The sequence below is a fragment of the Chloroflexota bacterium genome (assembly GCA_034717495.1).
GTDB lineage: Bacteria > Chloroflexota > Anaerolineae > JAAEKA01 > JAAEKA01 > JAYELL01.
Genome location: JAYELL010000114.1, coordinates 1 through 19,146, shown reverse-complemented (window position 1 = coordinate 19,146; position 19,146 = coordinate 1). Strand labels below are relative to the sequence as shown.

Below are 19,146 nucleotides of genomic sequence, written 5' to 3'. Positions count from 1 at the left end.
TTCATCTGGCACGTTGGCGCATTGAACGATAGATCGGATGAAGTACCCGGATAATTGCGCCCATGCGTTGAGCCACCATATCGAGATAGGCAGTCTCGTAGGCCTCCAGCGGAACGGTCTCGTAGACCTTGGTCCATCCCCGATCCCAAAGCTCAGCCTCGAAACCGCCCCCTAGCTCACCCTTGATTTCCAACAGGCGGGGCGAAAACCCACTCAACATGGTCACATTGTGCTGTCGGCTCCGACTTTCGAAATGCAAGCCAAGTTCCAGTCTGTCCCCCATCCGCTTGGGAACGCGAACTATTTCATAGTGGAAGGGGGGATTGTCATCGTACAACTGCGCGCCGAAACTCCACACGCGGCCTCTGGCCAGTGTGAGACCATCGGGAAGATGCTGTTGCACGGCCGGAGCGACCAACCGCATGAATTCACTGCTTCTCATAAGCGAATGTGAAGCTCACTGATCTCGCCCGTCCAAACCCAGATCACCCGCAACCTCTTGCATGGCTGCCAGCACGAAACCAATATGATCATTCAGGTCCTCGCCGAGCTCGGCGGTATACTCGGCGATCTCCTGGCGGTCGATAGCGGCAGCAAACCGCTTATCCTTCCACTTCTTTCGCACCGATTTCACCTGTACATCCCCAAGGTTCTTGCTTGGGCGCACGTAGCCTACTGCCATGATCAAGCCAGTGAGTTCGTCCACGGCTACCAGCGCGCTGTCCATTTTCGTCGTGCGGGGAATGCCCAGATAGGGAGCGTGTCCCTCAACCGCGCGAATGAGTTCCGGAGGGTAACCCAACTCCCGGAAAAGGCGCAGTTCCGTGCGGGGATGACCATTGATCGGGTCGTTCATGTCGGGATAGCGTTCGAAATCCAGGTCGTGCAGCAACCCGGTGATTCCCCATAAGTTCTCATCTTCACCATACTTATTCGCATAGGCACGCATGGCAGCCTCGACGGCCACCATGTGCTTGCGCAGGCTGTCCGACTCGACCCATTCGCACAATAGATTCCAGGCTTCCTCGCGGTTTGCTAATGGCATAAGTCCCGGGATGTCTCCTTTCGACAACGGTTTGTCAGCGATTCTAGCACCGTTGGCGGATTCTATCAAGGAGGCGGCATCAAATAGCTTGCCGCGCCTGCCAAGGTGAAACAGTCTCGCGCGAAGCCATCGTGTTGACAACGGGAACATTTGTTCGTATAATGGATTCAAAGAACACCTGTTCCTTGACCTCTCAAGAGGAGCCCACGGCGATGCATGTACATAGTACTCCCGATCTTCGAGAAAAGCTTAACCTATTGGGCCGGGCCGCCCAATATGATCTTTGTGCTGTCAACGGTCGACCAACACCTCTGACCGAACTTGAGCGTTCCAGCAGAATTCCGGACGTGCGCGAGTCGGTAGCCACGGTTGTGGGGCGAGGAGGCAGGTCTGTGCCCTTGCTGCGAATCATGCAGACCAGTGCCTGCGAAAAGAACTGCTATTACTGTCCCTTCCGGGCCGGTCGCTCCATGAAACGGGCAACCCTTGAACCAGAACAGCTTGCTGCAGCATTTGACAAGATGCAGCGCAGGGGCCTGGTAGAAGGCCTGTTCCTGAGTTCAGGGATTGTTGGCACGGTTCGCAGCATGGACCGAATGATCGCCACGGTTGAGCTGGTGCGACAGAAATACGAGTGGCGAGGATACATCCACCTGAAGATATTGCCCGATGCTGAACAGGCCCAGATTGAACGAGCGGCAGAGTTGGCTGATCGTCTATCTGTGAATCTTGAAGCTCCAAACCAGCAGCGTCTGGCCTACCTGGCCCCCAAAAAAGATTTCCGTCAAGGACTTATCCAACCCCTTGAGCGAGCGTGGCAGATTGTGCGGAATCAACGAAACAAGGGAAGGCAGCTGTTAAGTGCCGGCGCCACCACCCAGTTTGTGGTCGGGCCGGCCGGTGAAAGCGACCAGGAACTGTTGCTCACAAGCCAGATGCTCTATCGGCAAGTCGGGCTGCGCCGGGCGTACTACTCGGCCTTCAGCCCTGTGGAAGACACACCCATGGAAGAAGTGGCGCCGACTCTCCCGCTGAGAGAACACCGTCTGTACCAGGCTGACTTCCTGATCCGCCAGTACGGATTCAGTGCCAGTGAACTTCCATTTAGCCAGGCGGGCAATCTGCCCATCGACGCGGATCCTAAAGTCGCCTGGGCTGAATCACACCCTGATTATTTTCCCCTGGAGATAAACGATGCGTCTCAGTCACAGCTGCTCAGGGTACCAGGGATCGGCCCGGTCGGTGCTGCAGCTATCGTGCGTGCTCGCAGACAGGCCAGACTTCGAGCCCTGTCGGATCTAAGGAAATTGGGGGTCCGGGCAAACAAGGCTGCCACGTACATCCTCCTGGACGGATGTCAACCGGCTCACCAGCTCTCACTTCCCATCCAATAACTGGAGTTACGCAGATCGCATATTGAGTGTGCCGTGGTCTTCAGGATCATTCACGCCTTTGCTTGATCCGTCCTGGGTCGACGTGGCCCTCTTCGCCGTTTTTTCTGATCTGTGCCATCCTCGCCATAGGTGTAATAGCGATTGTAATAGTAATAGTAATAGCCTGAGCCCTGGGGTTTGAGTCGGTTGAGCACGACGCCGAGAATATTGGTTCCGATTTTCTCCATTGAATCTTTGGCACTAACAGCCATCTGCCGACGGGTCTTTCCTGCGTCGATAATTAGCAATACGCCGTCAACCTGCCGTCCGAGAATTGCCGCGTCGGTCACCGCCAGCACTGGGGGGCTATCGAGTAAAACAATGTCGACTTGATTCTCCATATCTTTGAGCATTTCCCGAAAGCGGCTCGATCCCAACAGCTCGGCAGGGTTCGGGGGAAGGGGCCCGGAAGTAAGAACCTTCAGGTTATCGATCCGGGTGGTTTGCAGAAAATCAGTTGCTGATGGTTTATCTTGAAGCAGCGCATTGGTTAACCCGGCGTTGTTAGGCACCTGGAAGATCCGGTGCTGGACTGGACGGCGCAGATCGCTATCGATGATCACAACACTTTGTCCTTGCTGTGCCATCACAACGCCCAGATTGGCCAGGGTAGTGCTCTTGCCCTCGGTAGGATTGGAACTGGTTACCAACAGTGTCTTCGGGGGGTCATCCAGTGCCGAAAACTGGATATTAGTACGCAGAATCCGATAAGCCTCAGAAACCGGAGATTTCGGTTGCAGAGCTGTCACCAGTTTTTCTTCGGGACCTTCGCCCTCAATGCGGGTAATCGCACCCAGAGTCGACAGATCAATCGCATCCTTGATATCATCCGGGTCCTTGAGGGTATCGTCCAAATATTCAAGGAAATACGCGGCTGCCACTGCCAGCAAAAGGCCAATTGCTGCAGCTAACAGGATAGTCATCATTTTCTGTGGTCCGATCGCGGTAGCCGGGAGATTGGCTTCCTGTACCACCCGCAGCGTATTGATCCCTCCCTCGAGGAAGCCCAAAAGTGACGCGTAGTTAGCCTGATAGCCATTGAGCTTCTGTTCCAGCGCAAAAATCTGGGTCTGTGTGTCAGCAATCTGCCTGGCGCTGAACATCTCGCTCAGGTCGCCCTGTAACTCACCGATGCGCCCCTTAGTCGAATCTATGTTTTCTTCGAGTTCGTCAAGTTGCTGCCGGACATAGAGTTGTCTATCCTGTCGATCCTGGTCCGATTCGCTGGGACTCTGCAATATCAACTGGTTAGCCAACGAGTTGGCTACATCCCGGGACCTGACAGGATCAACATCAACAACCCGAATCTCCAGAAGCTGGGTGTTCGGCACAAGTGAAACCGTGTATTCCGGTAGCCAACTCAGGTTGAGTTCCTTCATGGCAGCTCGCTTGACGGTATCACGTTTGGCAAGCTCTGCATAGGTCTGAGCAAGCTGCTGGGACAGCCACACTTCATTTCCTGTCGGGTTGGGATTCTCCAGGGTCTGACCCACCATCAGGGTCGTACTGGCGCTATAGATAGGTGCTTGTTGGCGCGTCGCCAGAAAACTGGCCACGGTAGCTATAGCCGTTGATAACAATATCAGCCATAACCACTTGCGTAAGGTGTCAAAATACTGGCGAAGTTCCATTGGCCTTTACTCTACCCAAATGGGGTCCCAATCGTTGAATTGGTTGTTGCTTATGTTGCGTTGCTGAGAGCCGTCAGCATTCATGACCCACAACTGACGACGGTCTCCCGCTCGATCGGAATAAAAGACTATAGTCTGACCATCGGGAGACCAGGTAGGATGCTTGTCAAAAGCAGCTACGTTGGTCAGCCGGGTCTCTCCAGATCCATCCGCGGCAATGGTAAATATCTCATCGTTGCCGGGATCATTGGATACGAACACGATGAGATCGTCCACTGGCGACCACGCTGGATCGTACGCAGCGCCCTCAAGGGAGGTAATCGCATTCGAGTCATGGCTGTCAAGCTCGACTACAGCAAGCTGTGGGACACCGCGGGCGTCCAATTGTACAATCACTCGCCTGCTGCCGCCAATATCAAGACTCTGTTGATCCCGAGCCAGAATGTAGGCAGTTTCCTGGACCAGAGGATCAGCCTGGACGTTGCCACAGCCTTCAGGAGAATACACGCAATCACTGTCAATTGCAAAGATACGGGTCTCGCCAAGTCGATCCGACAGGAAAAGAAGCTTACCCGCTACAGTTCCAAGCGTGGATCCCAAGGGAACCCGCGTCGGCTCAGGAATTGGCACTGTGAGAGATTCCGGCTCCTCGGGCACCACAACTGTGGGTTGGGACGTTCCATCTGCTGCCGGTGTGGGGCTTGGTGTAGCCGTCGGGGTCCAGGTTGCCGTGGGCGTCGGCGTCCATGTCCCAATGGTCAAGGCCTCTACAGTCTGCAGAAGGATCCTGGCCTCCACCGTGGTCTGATTCAATGGCAGCGGTGTGCCGGTTGGTGTGGGTGTAGCGGTAGCTACTCCCACGGGAATCTCCGTCGGCGGACCGGCTGTCGCCGTACGGGTCGCCTCGATGATGGTTCGGTCCAGCAATTCCCGGGCACTTTGAGCCGTGGGTGTATTAGTAATGACGACAAAGGTCGGCGTAGGTGTCGCCATGATGTATCCCTCGGGAAGGGGAGTCGGCGTGCCTGTCGTGAAAGCCTCGGCGGTTTGAAGCATTGCAATCATGGTTGCCGTCAGCACGTTGGCCGGAGTTGGGGTCTCGGTGATCACCAGTGGCAAGCCCAGAAAAAACCGATCTGCCCGAGCCGTGGCTTCATTGACCGGCGTGGGTGTCGCCGTCACCATGGCCCTGGGGGTAGGGGTGGGGGTGCCAGTAGTAACAGCGATAGCAGTGGCCGTATGGAGCTGCGCTGCCACGGTCAAAACATTTTCAGGGGTTGGCGTACTGGTGACCACAATTAAGTCCCTGGTCGGAACAGCAGGTGGCGTTGCGGGAGCAGAACCCATGACAAGTTGCAGCACGGGAGAATTGCCCCGCGTTGCAGGCCCATAGCCGCTGTCCCAAGAAAAAAGATCCTCATCCCTAAGATTGCCATCTTCGTCGGTCCACGAAGATGTGGTCAATGGCCCATCGAGGCGGAAGGCAACCAGGTAGCTTTCATCGTAGATAGCTTGTTCAAGAGACCTCACCTGATCATCGTTGAACACGAACTTGTTGGGAACAAGGGGTGATAATTCAGTCGGGCCGACAGCCGGCAACAACGACTGCAATATGGTCGCGTTGTGAAAATCCTGAAAGGCTTGCCGGCTCCACCTCTCGTTGATCTCAGGATCCAGCCAACGAGCCTGCCAGGAGCCGTTGCCATTCATGTTGAGACGTTTATCGTCCAGACCAGTTAACAGCAGCGCGGCTTGCCGAACCGGCGCCCCCCTTTTCAGGCGGGACAGATCGAACTGAAGGATGCCGTAAAATATCTCTCCCTGAACAATCCCCGCATGCAGGTAGGAATCACCTAGATTGCTTCCGTTGGCCTGCTGGCTGCCGACCCAGCCCACAGCTCCCTGCTCAGGAACCAATGAGACCAGAGTCTCATCCGCCAGCAGTTTAGGCGTAGTTTGCGGCATTGGTTCAGGTGTTGGCGATTGATCGTCCACAATTGCCGCGGCCACGTATGCCGGGTCAGGTGTGGGCCAATCGGCGGGAGTTTCATCACCGGGTACGGGCGTGGTATCCTGAGTAACAGGCTGGGTGTCCTGACTCGCTGTGTCAGGTTGAGCCAAAACATCTGTCAGGCGCCAGACAACCCCAATTGCTGCCAACAAGGCAATTGCCCAGAGGGCCAACTGCCACCAGGGCACCGAGCTTGATTCTTTGGCAGGTGGCGACGCAGGTTCTGGCGCCCGATCCCCTTTTTCCGCTGTCTGGAAATTCGGGCAAGCCGGGAAGCTCGAAACCAGGCAGAAGCGGGTCTGATGTTCGAGATCTGGTCTTATCTGCCCTTTTTGGGGAAGAGCAAAACAACTATGCCCTGAATCGGCATAGCTTAGCCTGACAGAAGAGTCGAATTCCAGTCCCAGGTAGGGACAGGTACCATGGTCGTTTGCCATAACATCAAACAAGACCGGGAGACCGCCCCCGGTTTAGAAGACTAAAAGTGTTTGTGCAACGCCCCTACAGTACTCTTTCGGCAGAGAGGGTTGACAGCCCAGTGTAAGAGATCGAAGCTGCAGATACCGGGATCGGAGTCTGGCCCAGATGATCATTATACCACGGGTCCCAAATGCCACAAATTGCACTATCAAACGGATTGTGTATCAAAAGCAGGGGGAAGGTCAGCGGGGCGGTAACTGCGTCTATTGGATGTGCGCAACCCTCGCCTCGAAATCGTCATTCCCGCACATAGGACCCAATCGATTGACACGCATTTTATGCCATCGCGGGTGACTATCTTAACGCTCAAAGAGTTCCCGGTCGAGAAAGCCCCAGAGCTCCTGATCAGGCCTGAAGCGCAGCCTGAAGGATGGTACCTGGGAAACCAGTTTGCCAGCCACTGTCAGCCATGCCATTGCGCTGGATACTCGCTCGGTCGCTACTTTCTCGGTCGCCAACAGGGCCATGACTGCCTCGCTCGGCTGCAAAGGCGTCAACTCAAACGCCGGCCATTGCTCCAGGAACAACAGGGCGCGCAATGGCACTTGCCGGTTGCTTCTTGAGATCAGTTCATCTGGTGTGCTGGCACCCCAAAAAGGTGTACTTCGCAGCATAGCAAGGGACTCAGTCAACAATACGATCGGGGTTTCATCGGTCAGCACTGCATGCGGGTCGGTGGCCAGACGTGATACCGTCGTTTTGCCTGCCCCCGATGGTCCGCAAAAGGCCAACCCCTGCCCATGGCGCTCGATTCCTGCTCCATGAAGCAATAGCCCCCTGCCCTCCCGGGCAAGCACCTGCATGCAGACAAAGGCCAGCACTCGATCAACTGCGAAGGGGGCTTGCTGTGGTGTTGCCACACCCACCCGGGCTACCTGGTTAGCCAGATTGATCGTCCCGCCGTAGATTCCAATCCAAAACCGGGTCACTGATTCCTCGTGAACAACCCATGACTCGGAAAGTGGGTTGACATTGGAATCCTGCACCACGTCGATTGTCCAGGTGGCCTGATCATCGGCTAAAAAATCACCGTAGTGGCTGCGAAGGTGCTGCGTCCATTCAGGCGATGGGGTCGTTATTCTGAATTCGATGTTGGCAATCGAGAGGTCAAGGGATGATTGCATGGCGTCCTGGCGGATCCGACTGGCGGCTTAATGGGTCAGGCGCCATGCCTGGCGAAGCGTCCACAACAAATGGGCCCGGGCCACCCAGAACCAACGGGTGACTCGCCCGAAACGGCGGGGCCATATACGTTTTTCGCCCTGATAGGCCGATGCCACAGTTCCCAGCACTTGGTCGGCATCCAGGGGGAGATCAGGATGCCAGCGCCCGTCACCCTGGGTTATCCAGTATTGACCGTCCCGATGTACCACCCGGTGTGCGACCAGGGTTGCGCCGTTGGAAAAAACGACCAAGAGGCCCGATCGAAGCTCTTTTGGAGCCGGAACAATCTCGATTTCACAGCCAGGCGGCAGGGTAGGCATCATGCTGGTTCCCTGCAACCGCCAGCGAAATCGCCCCGACTGGGCCAGGCTTTCCTGCAATAAAGGCAGCCAATCCCGCAGAGGAGGAAAATCGTTGCCCGAAGAGGCCCGCATGTCGGACACTATCCATCGTCCTCCATGGCCCGCCGACTCGACGCCAGCTCCCATAAACCTAAGACCCAGCGATATGGATATGCCAACGGCACAAGCACTGAACTGGAGAGACCGTAGCGTTCTTGCATGTACGCAGGATTTGGAAAAAGATTGGCGAAAGCATAAGGGATACGGGACCGCCAATCAGGTAGGCTGGCAAGATCTGCCCAGAATCTCTGGACGACCGGTCGGTTATCGGCAATCATCCAGCTGACGATCCGCCGCTCTTCTCTACTTATCGGCAGCGACTGTGCCGCAAGCAGGTGGGGCGTCAGGCCAGGAAGCTCCCATTCAATGGTCAGTTGAGCCAATACGACCCGAATTGCCGTAACTAATTGAAATGCCTGTGCCTTCAAGAGGAGCAAATCCCAGTCAATGCGATCCTTGTTCTCAGAGATCAATCCAGCGATGTCGATAAGCCAACGAACCCCCTCTCCCTGATGGTGCAATACGTGATGAGCGCTCAGATAGAGGAGATTGGCCTCCAGGCCCAGCACCAACGCCTCAGTGCCGCCAATACGAGCTTCCTCCGCAGTGCTCCAAAACCAGTCCAACGGCATTCGTCGTTGGTAATAGGGAGAATCCACCAGGTGCCAGTGCAGATCCACCGTGAGATCAATTGGCCCTGGTTTTTGCACCACCAATTCACTTTCGTAGTCCAACGCCATGCCATCTCGAGGTTCGCTGACATCCCGTCGATAGCCGTCCGTGCCAAGATGATCAAGAACAGCCGAGATATCTGGTTTACGCAGAAGCAGATCAATATCCGATATGGGACGTAGGGCCTTGTTCTGGTACAGCGTATCTCCAAGAGCCGCACCCTTGAGCACAATCACCGGGAGTCCCCTACATGAGAGGCCATCCAGAACCTGACCAAGTTCGACTGAATAGAGTGTGTTTCGGATAGCCGCGTTCTGATAACAGGCCTCCAGCATTGTTCCTACCCGGCGCGGTATCAGGTCGGGATAATCGCGCACACACCCCCAGAGCAGAGGAGCTATCCTGGACTGAATCGCAAAATCCAAAAAGGTATCCCAGTCGACATTCCCGTGTCTGGCAAGTCGCTTCGCCTGGATCATCGATTCGGGATTCCAGCGGCTTCGAATGCAGGATTGGAGAAACCGTCGGGTGTTTCCCTCCAGAGGGACAGTGAGAGGCATATCTATAGTCACTGCTCAGTACCCTTGAGACGTCTCCGCCACCAGGTAAGGCAAATACATCATGCTTGGAGCCTTCAGGTTCAAAGCAGGATCGGCAAAAAGGATCGATGTATCGATCAAATCGTGAGAATAGCCGCTGTTTTCAAAGAAAAACAGTCGTGCAGAATCAACAACCTGGCCTACCCGGGGCAAGCGGTCTTGAAACATAGCTTTCACAAGACCGCGATTCATATTGCGCAGCGCGCTGCCGATATGCAAACCACTGGGGGATAGATCAGCTACAGCAGCGCGCTCCGGCGTCAACAGCAAAACCTCACCCAGAGACTGCTCGTTGTCTCCATACTGGAAATCCCCATCGATACCGATGAAGTAGCCAGACCAACAGCTGTAGTGCACTGCAAAGGGATGCTGGTCAGTTGGCACCAACGATGCAGGGTCAAGAATGTCGTACATACTCACGGAACCCCAGCGGTGTTGCGAGGCATGGCCGAACCACTGCAAGTAAACCGCCCCTCCATCAAATGCTTCCTTTATCGCCGTGCGCATTTCCTCACCGGTATCATGAGCGGGGTCCATGCGGTAGTATACCCGTTCAGCTTCATAGGATGGCGGCAGCCAATTATCGATGATGTCATCGCTGTAGCTGTGGAAAGAACCGGCAGGGTCCATATTGTTATCTGCCACGAACACGGCACGTTGCCGCCAGTCTCCTGAACGCGGCGCTTCTTCGTAAGCCAGGATCTTGTCTACAACAGCGCTCACATCGGCACCCGTCTTGGCAGGAATTCGCCCGATCGCCATGTCCGGCAGGAAATCATCAGGGCCGTCGATGCTCACATAGCGGTTATCGGATGCCGTCTCTCCCAGCCATGGGTCGATATGAATCAGGTAGGGGGGAATCAGATTGGGCAGGCCGGTCTCCTCGTCGTCACGAAAATCGAAGTGCCCGTCGCCGACCAGGAGCACGAATTGCGGCGGCTCCTCAGCCTGATTCCAGTTACCGAAGGCATAGGCAAGAAAACTGCGAATGGCCTCAGGGTCCAGCCTGCCACCGCTGAACTCATCGAAAAGATCCTGGACATCAATCTTGGCTACACGCAAGCCCTCGGAAGCCCGATGATCCAACAGAGGGTCGATCTCATTCCACAGGGAACGATGCAAGATGGCAATGTAATCTGCCCTGTTCTCGGGAGATGCCCAGGAAGAGAGTGAATCGATCTCTTCCGCCAGCGGCACGAGCAGGGCTTCCCGGGAAGAGAGGGAATAACTCGGAGTGGGCGCAGAATGAGCCCATTCGTCCCAGAATGCGATGGTGTGATTACCCCCACTGCCATTGGCTTGGACTGTTGTTAGCTGGACCGGGTGGCGAGGATCTCGAACATCATACACAGATATGGTATCCGTCGAAAAGCCGGGGACCTGAACCTGAGCCCTCTGGCCAGCTACGGAAATCGCCTCAATATCAATGCGGTCGTCAATGGGCACGGGATAGGCCGGCAGGGTAACTTCCACCCAGTCAGGAGAGACCCAATAAAAAAACAGATCGGGTAACTGGCTGGTGGCCGCTTCCAGCGTGATAACGTTGGGCAGGCCATCCAGCCAATGAGAGGGGACCGAAGCTATTGCCAGATAGGGAACGCTTCCATTCCACTGAAAGGTACCAATTTCATGGTCGTTGAGGCGGACAACGACGGACTGATCGGGACTCGCCACCTGATCGGTTCCTCCATGAAGAGAGGCTTTCACCAGGGCCGTGCCCGGAGCAGCCTGGAGAGCTACCAGTGGATCCAGGGGATAGGTGACCGTCACCGTGGGAAAGGCGATGTTGGGATAGAGCACATTATCAAAATAGTGATCTGCATCTCTGGCCAGTTGGTAGTTGCTCCGGTAATCGCGGTTTTCCTCTACTCGAACGGTCTGGGTAATCGTGGTGATCAAGGGCTCGGAACCGGTCGGTATCACAGCTCGCTGATCCATTCGATCCGCGGAGGCCATGCCGCCGTAGGAAAACCGGTACACGTTGTGTGTCATGTATCGGCCTTCATAGGGCTCGGCATAGAAAATCACCAGGTCACCTGGATCGAAGCTATCGTCGTTCCCGTCGGCGACCTGGATATCGACCGGTTGGCTCAGATAGGACATCGCGAAAGTTGCAGGGTCGACGGAATCAAGCGGCACTCCTGCAGACTGCAGGTCAGAATAGGTCAGGCGATGAAGGCCGCGCTGCCCGGTGCGCACACGCACTGCCCCATCCATCATCTGCGAGACACCGGGCATCAAGCGTGCGACCCTCTTGGAGTCTGGCTTGGCGGCACTCTGATCAACATCGATCCGTATCGTTATTCTGAGGTCGGGGTGATACTGCAGAATCCCAGATACTGGATTGTACTGGAAAGGAAAAGCCTCGATTGCCAGCAGGCGCCGTCCCCGGTACCACTGTTCCGCGCCAGCCTGTACTGGCACAGCCGGGAAAAAAGCATCCCTGCCATATATGGACGGGTCGGGAAGATCGATCTCAGGAACACTCGTTGGCAAATCCCGGCGGTCCAGCCAGTTGTCGGCGCCTGCAAGATTCAGATCGGGCACCGGCACAGACCTGATTGTTCCATCAAATGGCAGCTGCCGGCTACCCGCTGATTCAAATGAGAGGACCCATCCACCGACATCCGGTAGCTCAACAACGGTTCGCCATACGGGCAATTCAGGTGCACCGGGGCTATCATAGAGTGCATAGCCATCCACGTGCACACCGCGAAGTCCGATGGAATAATCCGGAGTCGCGACCTGCAACTTTATCTCATGATTGTCTGGCTCCATGCCAGAAGAAGCCGCGGGCACTTCTTGTGCCTGTGCCCCCGGGACAGAGGGTGACCAAGACGCCAATAACAGTGCTACCACTACGCACAGCGTGATCGTCCATCCCTGCCTGTTTTTCATGCATCGCATCGCCGTCCACCTCTTTGGGCAGCACCATTTCAGCGGTCCTTCCCTTCTCGCGCGCCGCGATCACAACACGATTTTGGGGTTGCCCCCTGGGCTGGTCAATGTGATCCCTGGCTCGGTTAGTATACATGGCAAAACCCATTTGCGCCAGTACCTCTTCTTTATTGATCATTTCATCACGATTTGGAAGTCGGTCATTTTGGCATCACCTTTAGCACCCAGCTCGATACGCCCTCGGGAGTTTGATCGACGTAATCGCGATTCAATGTCTGCCAGAAAACTGGCAATCCTTCCTGAAAAGATTGAGCATCCCGATTGCCTGGACTGTTGTAGTTCAACCAGCCGGATGGCACAACCACGGCTTGTGGTGGATTATCAACCAGCGATTCCTGGAGTCGAACAGATTCCGGTTCGGTGGTCCCAAGGCCGGCAAGCACCAGATCGAATTGGGTTTGGTTTGAACTCCCCGACAGCAGGTACCAGTCCGCACCCCAGCCGAGGGAAAACAGAGAAGACGATTTCGAAAGGTCAGTCCTTAGCTTCGTTTGAACAATCTCGGCTTCTCGCGCATATGTCTGGGCAGTCACGATCGCGCCCAACTCTGTTTCTAAGCGGGCGCGCGCGCCATTGAAAAAGGGGTTCGGTACTATTAACTGGGCCACAAGATTGACCGTGAGAAGGATTCCTAGACCGATCAAAGCTGATCGCCCTAGTCGCAACGCCCTATCCTGGTCTTCATTGGCGTCAACCAGGAGCCACCACAGTACTCCCAGTGCAGGGGCAGCTGCAAAACCGCTGGCAAAACCGGTGAAAACTAAACGCAGGTTCGACAGAAGCGAGAATGCCCACAGACCCCACCAGACCGGAGGAGCATTATGGCTGTAACCGCGCCACCCAGCCCACAACAGAATCCAAAATAAAAGAGCCCATGGAGTTGCCACAACGAGAAGCAGCAGGTTCTCCGGTCTTGGATCGACTGATTCCCATTCACCCGTGCCAATCCCGGAAAGTAACGCTCGCCGACCTACGCCGGCGAGATCCGGCCAGAACAGTACCAGAGCAGCGAGGATTGCTACTATCATTGCAACCACCGCAACAACTCGCCTTCGTGGATGGCGTTTCGCCATCCAAAGAGCTAACACAGCTGCCCACAGGCTGTAGAATCCAAGGGACCTGAGGATGTCGCCTGATCTAGTTCCCCAAAGAGCTCGCTGCCTAAGTTGATCGTAGCCTGAGTAACCCCGCCAAACAGCTTGCCAACCCGCCAGGTTCGCTTGCCCACCGAATCCGACTATCGCTGAAAATCCGGCCCCCAGCAGGAACCGAATCCAAGCGCCGATCGATGCTCGAGCTGCTACCATGACAGCGACTGATGCGGCCACAGCGGTAAGGCCAAATTCCGGCTTACTCAGGATGGCAAACCCTGACAGGACTCCGGCCACAATCAGCCAAGACTGGGTCTTCGTTTGCTGCCATTGCAGCGCGGCTAACAAGGTGGACAGGCTGGCGACCGAACCCCATGCGACTGCCTGAGTGTAAACGTAATAATGCGTGTGGAATAGATTGCCCCATACATAAGGACCTGCTAGAAGGGCGAACAGTGTGAAGACCAGGGAAATGCCGGCCGGCAACAGACAGCGGAGAACTCCGTAGGTAAGCAACACCGATAGACACGTCAGCAGAAGATTTACCAAACTAGCCCAGGCCGCATCGGCAGAAAAGAACGCAAACATGGCAGCCAGTGTTTGCGCCGGCAGCGGTCCATAAGCCCACGCCACATCGCGATAAAGGATCTCTCCCTGGCTGACACGATTCGCCACCTGCAAATACCACCCGTGATCCCCCACAAATCCCGGGAAATGACGCCACGCCATAGCGGCCTGTATCATGACAAAGGCTATCAAGGCCAGAAGAACAGCGCCAACTGCCCACCTGGGTGGATTGGCAGAGATAACACAGGTTATCCAACGATCAATCCGATTGCCTGGTTCGACTCGTTGATCACCAGTGTTCATAGTACCGGCCTAAGTCCAACTATCGAAGGGAAAACAGAGGATACACGAAAAGGGAGAATTCGGCGCCACGAGCTTCAATCGTTCATGGCGCCGTGCTGATGCAACGATTGATAATCACCCTGGAATCAGGGCAGCAGGTAACAGGCCTGGTTGAAATTGCACCCCCAGAATCCGGCATCGGTCATGATATCCTTGACGGCAACCCGGCCATTATTATCCAGATCGTAGGTGGAGGCATAACAGGTGTCGCCGGTCGCGCAGTCCCAACGGTCTGCCGCGGCCGTGATATCCCCGGTGTCGATATGGCCGTTGCAGTCGAAGTCGTAGCGGGAGCAATCGACTCCAAGGAAGGTGGCGCTGGGTACCAGTTCGGGTTCGGTGTTTAGCGTCCAGATACCACTGAGGTTCATGTCCTCAATCCAGTACCAATAGGCCGTACCTGGAACCAGGTCAAATGTATCCGGATAATCGTAGTAGTAGCCTAGCACCGATCCCGGATGGGCCGGGATTACTGGCGAAATCAAGGTCGGAAGACCAGGGTCGTTCACCGTGGCACGATAAAGCCGGAAAGCCGCTGTGTCGATCTCGCTGACGGTTTCCCATTCCAGCAGTATATGATCGGTGTAAGCGGTAGCGATGAAATAGTCAAGTTCGACCGAAAGGGCAGTGCCAGGATAACGAATCTTTGTAGCAGGATCGCCGAACAGGGTCATGGTGTCGATGACGTCATGATAAGCGGGGGTTGCGCCGAAATAGTGGAGCTTGGAGGCGTTGACCATGTCACCCACACGCTCAATGCGATCCTGGAACATCGACTTGACCACCCCCTGATCGTATGTCCACATCGACGATCTGGTGTGCAAGCCCGCACCCGCCAGATCTGACACCGACCCCCTATCTCCATACCGCACCACAAAACTCTCTCCCAACGTCTGCCGGCCATAGTCCATGTATACAAACCAACCTGTGTTGCAGGCATAGTGTCCTGTCACCGGCCACCTGGTGTTTGCCTGCATCCCGTCGATGTGATCATAGCGGAAATCGGGCCCACCTCCCCAATGGACCGGATTGCCATGCCCCATCCACTGCAGATACAATGCCCCCTGGTTAAAGGCCCCCTGCACCGCCACATTGAAATCTCCCTGCGTGTTCACATCGCTGTCCGGACACAACACCGGATCCCCATAGTAGATCTGAAGATCCAGATAGTCCGCCGGTAACCAGTCGGCACGTATCTCATTGCTCGGCTCCTGCAAGTTCCCTCCAGAGTCATTGCACTTGCCCGCGGTGAACCACACCCGCTGTTGCCAGTCGCCGGGTGCAGCCTGTGCCGGATCCTCATAGGCCAGGATCTTGGCGACCGCGTTGGCCGCCTCCACCCCATCGTTGGCCGGCAACCGCGCTATCGCTATGTCCGGCAGGTAATCATCAGGCCCATCCACACTCACGTAGCGGCTATCCGCCGGCACCTCGCCTACAAATGGATCCACATGGGCCAGATAGGGCGGTATTAACGTCTGCAACGGGCTAGCCAGAACATCCCGCAGATCATAGGTCGAATCCCCCACCAGCATCACATATCCCACAGGATCCTCACCTTCATTCCAGTTCCAGTAAGCATAGGTCAGAAAATCCCGGATCGCCTGCGGATGCGCACGCCCATAGCTCCACTCGTCGTAGATGTCCTGCACGTCGATCTCCACCACGCGATACCCCTCTGCAGCCCGGTGCGCCAGCAACGGCTGCACCGCAGCACTCAACTGCTCGCCTATCGAATTCCCTAAGGCTATCCGTGTCCGCGATGAGCCAATGATCGCGATGTAGTCGGTGCTGTGTCCGGGTGTGCTCCAACTCGTCGGTTCGTCCACCTCGACGGCCAACGGCGCCAGCAACACATCTTTCTCCAACGCACTCATCGTATACGACCCTGCGGCCATCTCGTCGTCCCAGAACCGCACCGTGTACTCTCCGCCATCCAGCTCGCTCTCCACCGTCTCCATCTTGACCGGATGCCAACCATTTGCTATCTCATACACCGCAATCGCATCTGTGCTGAAACCCCTCACCTCCAACCCGGCAGCCCCCGCAGCCCCTTGCTCTACGTAGTAGCTCTTCTCGCTTCCCGCATCGACGATCGCTTCCGCCCCGTACGCCAACTCTACCCAATCAGGCATCAGATAATAATCCAACCCCAACTGGTTCCGATCCGCCACGATCACGAGCTGATCGCTGGCCCCATTCAGCCAGCTTGCAGGCACCGTCTCGCTGATCCAGTACTCGCTGGCACTGTCCTTATCCCACCAATACTCACCTACTTGATTGCCATTCAGATACAATCCGGCGTAGTGATCGGGATTCACCCCTGACGCAAGTACCGAGTGGATTACCGCTCGCACTTCCACATTGCCCGTTATCAACGGATGCCCCAACCCTAACGGAAAACTCCACGTTACAGTGGGATTCGAACTCGATGCCATCAGCCAATCATCAAACCAGTGATCCGCCTCCACAGGCCGGGGACACCAGGTACAATACTCCAGATCATTCTCCACATGCATCGTCCGCGTCACGGTCGTCACCACCGGCATCCCACTATCGCCTCCTCGGCTGCCCATCCGAGCTCCCGCTCCAACTCCCCAGCCGAACTGGTACACGTTGTGGTTCTGCCAGCGTTGCTCGTAGGGCTCCGCGAAAAACACCACCAGGTCCCCATCGTCGAAGCTGCCATCATTCTCCCCGATTACCTCGATGTCGATCTCCTGCCCTTCGTATAGCATCCGGAACGTCCCAGGATCCACCGTTTCCACCGGTACGCCGGCTGCCAGCAACTCTCCATGCGTCAAGCGGTACATCCCCCGCTCTCCCGTGCGGATTCGCAGCCAATCCCCTTCTCCCAACAGACCTGTCGGCTCTTTCACCCATCCCCGCTTTTCCTCACCTCTCGCCACTCCCGACACGTCGATCCGCACCGTCACGTCGGGATGATAGCGCAATTCACCTGTCACAGGATTGTATTGAAAGGGATATACCTGCACGGGCAACAGCCACTGCCCCCGCTGCCGCTGTGGCTCTCCCCACACCACCGGCTCCGGTGGGTAAAACCGATCCACCTGGTAGATTGCCGGATCTGGCCGATCCACCTCCGGCACATACTCCGGAAACCCTGCCACAAGATCAACGGGCGAGTCCCATTCCGCCACCGGCACCGCTGTAATGGTTGCCCGTTCCTGCAGATCACGTCCACCCAACGACTGGTAGCTCACTTGCCAGCCGGTCTGCCCAGGAATCTCCACCGCAAATGTAGACACTGGCAACCTTGGCGCCCCAGGCTCGCTGCTCATCCCATAGCCCGGAATCCGTACACCACCCTCATCCAACTCGTATGCCAACGTCTCCACCCGACGGATAATCTCTCCAGAATCGCCTTCTGGCGCTGCCGCAACCAGGGAGGGCTGTGCAACAATCAGGATGCTCACCAGGAGCATTAGCAATAGTCGTTTCATCGATTGCAGGGTTTTCCGTCTCATCAGTCAGAACCTCCAGTGGGTGTGCCAACGATGCTGGTCAAAAGCTTTTTTCCTCGAGCGGTGACAGCCACGGTAACCAGCACAATTGCCGATTATATCACAAACAAGGGAATCCTGGCACAAAAGCGGACTCCGGCGCGCGCCGGAGTCCGTTGGTTTTCATTCACCGGGCCGGACATCTCACGGCGTTCAGCCGGGGACGCCGGGGGTTATTGCCAGACTTGAGCCGCTGCAATCACGTCCATTACTGTGATCTGATCATCAGCATCCAGATCATAGCGAGGCTCGTAGAGGCCATCGCCGGTCAAGCTGCCCCAGCGACCGGCCACCTGTTGAATATCGACGATATCCACCAGGCCGTCACAGGTTACGTCAGGTACAGCCAGATTGACCGTCGCGCTAAGCTGAGTAGTGACAAGTAGCTCATCTGTCACTGTACCCTGAATATCGAATTGTCCACACGATGTCAACGTTGGCGAGATGATGCTGGCAAAGGCCAGGACCTCCTGAGCCGCGGGGGCCAGGTCGCCACTCCAATGCAGTTCATGGCTGTCGGGGTGGTATACCAGACTTGATGTCGTAGCCGACAGCCAGTGAGGCGCAGCTAACTCTGTTGGCAGTGTCATCGTCACCGATGTACCGATGGATGGCGCGTTGCCGCTATTGCTAAGAGTCATGGTCACCGTCACCGGCTGAGCCGGCGGTAGCCAGTTCCTGTGGGTCTGCAACATGGCACCGCTCAAGTCCGGAGCGGCTGGCAATCGCAGCCTGGTAGCAGGATCGCCGAACAGGGTCATGGTGTCGATGACGTCATGGTAAGTGGGGGTTGCGCCGAAATAGTGGAGCTTGGAGGCGTTGACCATGTCACCCACACGCTCAATGCGATCCTGGAACATCGACTTGACCACCCCCTGATCGTATGTCCACATCGACGATCTGGTGTGCAATCCCGCACCCGCCAGGTCCGCCACCGACCCCCTATCCCCATACCGCACCACAAAACTCTCTCCCAATGTCTGCCTGCCATTGTCCAGGTACACAAACCAACCTGTGTTGCAGGCATAGTGTCCTGTCACCGGCCACCTCGTGTTTGCCTGCATCCCGTCGATGTGATCATAGCGGAAATCGGGCCCACCACCCCAATGGACCGGATTGCCATGCCCCATCCACTGCAGATACAATGCCCCCTGGTTAAAGGCCCCCTGCACCGCCACATTGAAATCTCCCTGCGTGTTCACATCGCTGTCCGGACACAACACCGGAT

General features: G+C 56.1%; 13 protein-coding genes. 1 reads left to right on the top strand and 12 read right to left on the bottom strand.

Annotated elements, in window-relative coordinates:
- Position 1: 1 nt before the first annotated feature.
- Together U9R25_20225 and U9R25_20220 are read right to left on the bottom strand one after the other, a co-directional pair.
- The gene (locus tag U9R25_20225) at positions 2-424 is read right to left on the bottom strand and encodes a hypothetical protein (protein MEA3338222.1); all 423 of its coding nucleotides are present in this window, start codon (positions 422-424) and stop codon (positions 2-4) included.
- A gap of 33 nt (positions 425-457) precedes the next feature.
- Positions 458-1,045, bottom strand: a complete 588-nt coding sequence (locus tag U9R25_20220; GenBank protein MEA3338221.1) for an HDIG domain-containing protein — start codon at positions 1,043-1,045, stop codon at positions 458-460.
- 212 nt (positions 1,046-1,257) lie between these two features.
- On the opposite strand from U9R25_20220, the gene U9R25_20215 reads away from it, so the two are divergent.
- Positions 1,258-2,439 carry a radical SAM protein gene (locus U9R25_20215; protein MEA3338220.1) on the top strand — a complete coding sequence of 394 codons (1,182 nt, stop codon included), beginning with the start codon at positions 1,258-1,260 and terminating at the stop codon, positions 2,437-2,439.
- A 50-nt stretch (positions 2,440-2,489) separates the two neighbouring features.
- Here the strand turns inward: U9R25_20215 and U9R25_20210 are convergent, their stop codons facing one another.
- The 10 genes from U9R25_20210 to U9R25_20165 form a co-directional block, all read right to left on the bottom strand.
- Entirely contained in the window at positions 2,490-4,109 is a 1,620-nt protein-coding gene (locus U9R25_20210) for a polysaccharide biosynthesis tyrosine autokinase (GenBank protein MEA3338219.1), read from the bottom strand.
- 6 nt (positions 4,110-4,115) lie between these two features.
- Positions 4,116-6,557, bottom strand: a complete 2,442-nt coding sequence (locus tag U9R25_20205) for a hypothetical protein (GenBank protein ID MEA3338218.1) — start codon at positions 6,555-6,557, stop codon at positions 4,116-4,118.
- Positions 6,558-6,899: 342 nt separating this feature from the next.
- Entirely contained in the window at positions 6,900-7,724 is an 825-nt protein-coding gene (locus U9R25_20200) for a hypothetical protein (GenBank protein MEA3338217.1), read from the bottom strand.
- Between the two features lie 27 nt (positions 7,725-7,751).
- The gene (locus U9R25_20195) at positions 7,752-8,198 is read right to left on the bottom strand and encodes a S24/S26 family peptidase (protein MEA3338216.1); all 447 of its coding nucleotides are present in this window, start codon (positions 8,196-8,198) and stop codon (positions 7,752-7,754) included.
- Between the two features lie 8 nt (positions 8,199-8,206).
- Positions 8,207-9,316 carry a nucleotidyltransferase family protein gene (locus U9R25_20190; protein ID MEA3338215.1) on the bottom strand — a complete coding sequence of 370 codons (1,110 nt, stop codon included), beginning with the start codon at positions 9,314-9,316 and terminating at the stop codon, positions 8,207-8,209.
- 96 nt (positions 9,317-9,412) lie between these two features.
- Positions 9,413-12,187, bottom strand: coding sequence for a C25 family cysteine peptidase (locus U9R25_20185; protein MEA3338214.1), 2,775 nt, complete (start codon positions 12,185-12,187; stop codon positions 9,413-9,415).
- 7 nt (positions 12,188-12,194) lie between these two features.
- A complete protein-coding gene (locus tag U9R25_20180) occupies positions 12,195-12,512 on the bottom strand; it encodes a hypothetical protein (protein ID MEA3338213.1) in 318 nt (105 codons plus the stop codon).
- A gap of 22 nt (positions 12,513-12,534) precedes the next feature.
- On the bottom strand, positions 12,535-14,355 hold the full coding sequence (locus U9R25_20175) for a hypothetical protein (protein MEA3338212.1): 1,821 nt from the start codon (positions 14,353-14,355) through the stop codon (positions 12,535-12,537).
- A 125-nt stretch (positions 14,356-14,480) separates the two neighbouring features.
- On the bottom strand, positions 14,481-17,882 hold the full coding sequence (locus tag U9R25_20170; GenBank protein MEA3338211.1) for a C25 family cysteine peptidase: 3,402 nt from the start codon (positions 17,880-17,882) through the stop codon (positions 14,481-14,483).
- Positions 17,883-18,091: 209 nt separating this feature from the next.
- On the bottom strand, positions 18,092-19,146 hold a 1,055-nt coding region (locus tag U9R25_20165; protein ID MEA3338210.1), incomplete at its 5' end, for a C25 family cysteine peptidase.

Excerpts from the sequence above, each read along its gene's own strand:
- U9R25_20225 (MEA3338222.1), bottom strand. The coding sequence starts at position 424 with ATGCGGTTGGTCGCTCCGGCCGTGCAACAGCATCTTCCCGATGGTCTC.
- U9R25_20200 (MEA3338217.1), bottom strand. The coding sequence starts at position 7,724 with ATGCAATCATCCCTTGACCTCTCGATTGCCAACATCGAATTCAGAATA.
- U9R25_20215 (MEA3338220.1), top strand. The coding sequence starts at position 1,258 with ATGCATGTACATAGTACTCCCGATCTTCGAGAAAAGCTTAACCTATTG.
- U9R25_20195 (MEA3338216.1), bottom strand. The coding sequence starts at position 8,198 with ATGCGGGCCTCTTCGGGCAACGATTTTCCTCCTCTGCGGGATTGGCTG.
- U9R25_20175 (MEA3338212.1), bottom strand. The coding sequence starts at position 14,355 with ATGAACACTGGTGATCAACGAGTCGAACCAGGCAATCGGATTGATCGT.
- U9R25_20170 (MEA3338211.1), bottom strand. The coding sequence starts at position 17,882 with ATGAGACGGAAAACCCTGCAATCGATGAAACGACTATTGCTAATGCTC.
- U9R25_20220 (MEA3338221.1), bottom strand. The coding sequence starts at position 1,045 with ATGCCATTAGCAAACCGCGAGGAAGCCTGGAATCTATTGTGCGAATGG.
- U9R25_20210 (MEA3338219.1), bottom strand. The coding sequence starts at position 4,109 with ATGGAACTTCGCCAGTATTTTGACACCTTACGCAAGTGGTTATGGCTG.
- U9R25_20190 (MEA3338215.1), bottom strand. The coding sequence starts at position 9,316 with ATGATCCAGGCGAAGCGACTTGCCAGACACGGGAATGTCGACTGGGAT.
- U9R25_20180 (MEA3338213.1), bottom strand. The coding sequence starts at position 12,512 with ATGATCAATAAAGAAGAGGTACTGGCGCAAATGGGTTTTGCCATGTAT.
- U9R25_20205 (MEA3338218.1), bottom strand. The coding sequence starts at position 6,557 with ATGGCAAACGACCATGGTACCTGTCCCTACCTGGGACTGGAATTCGAC.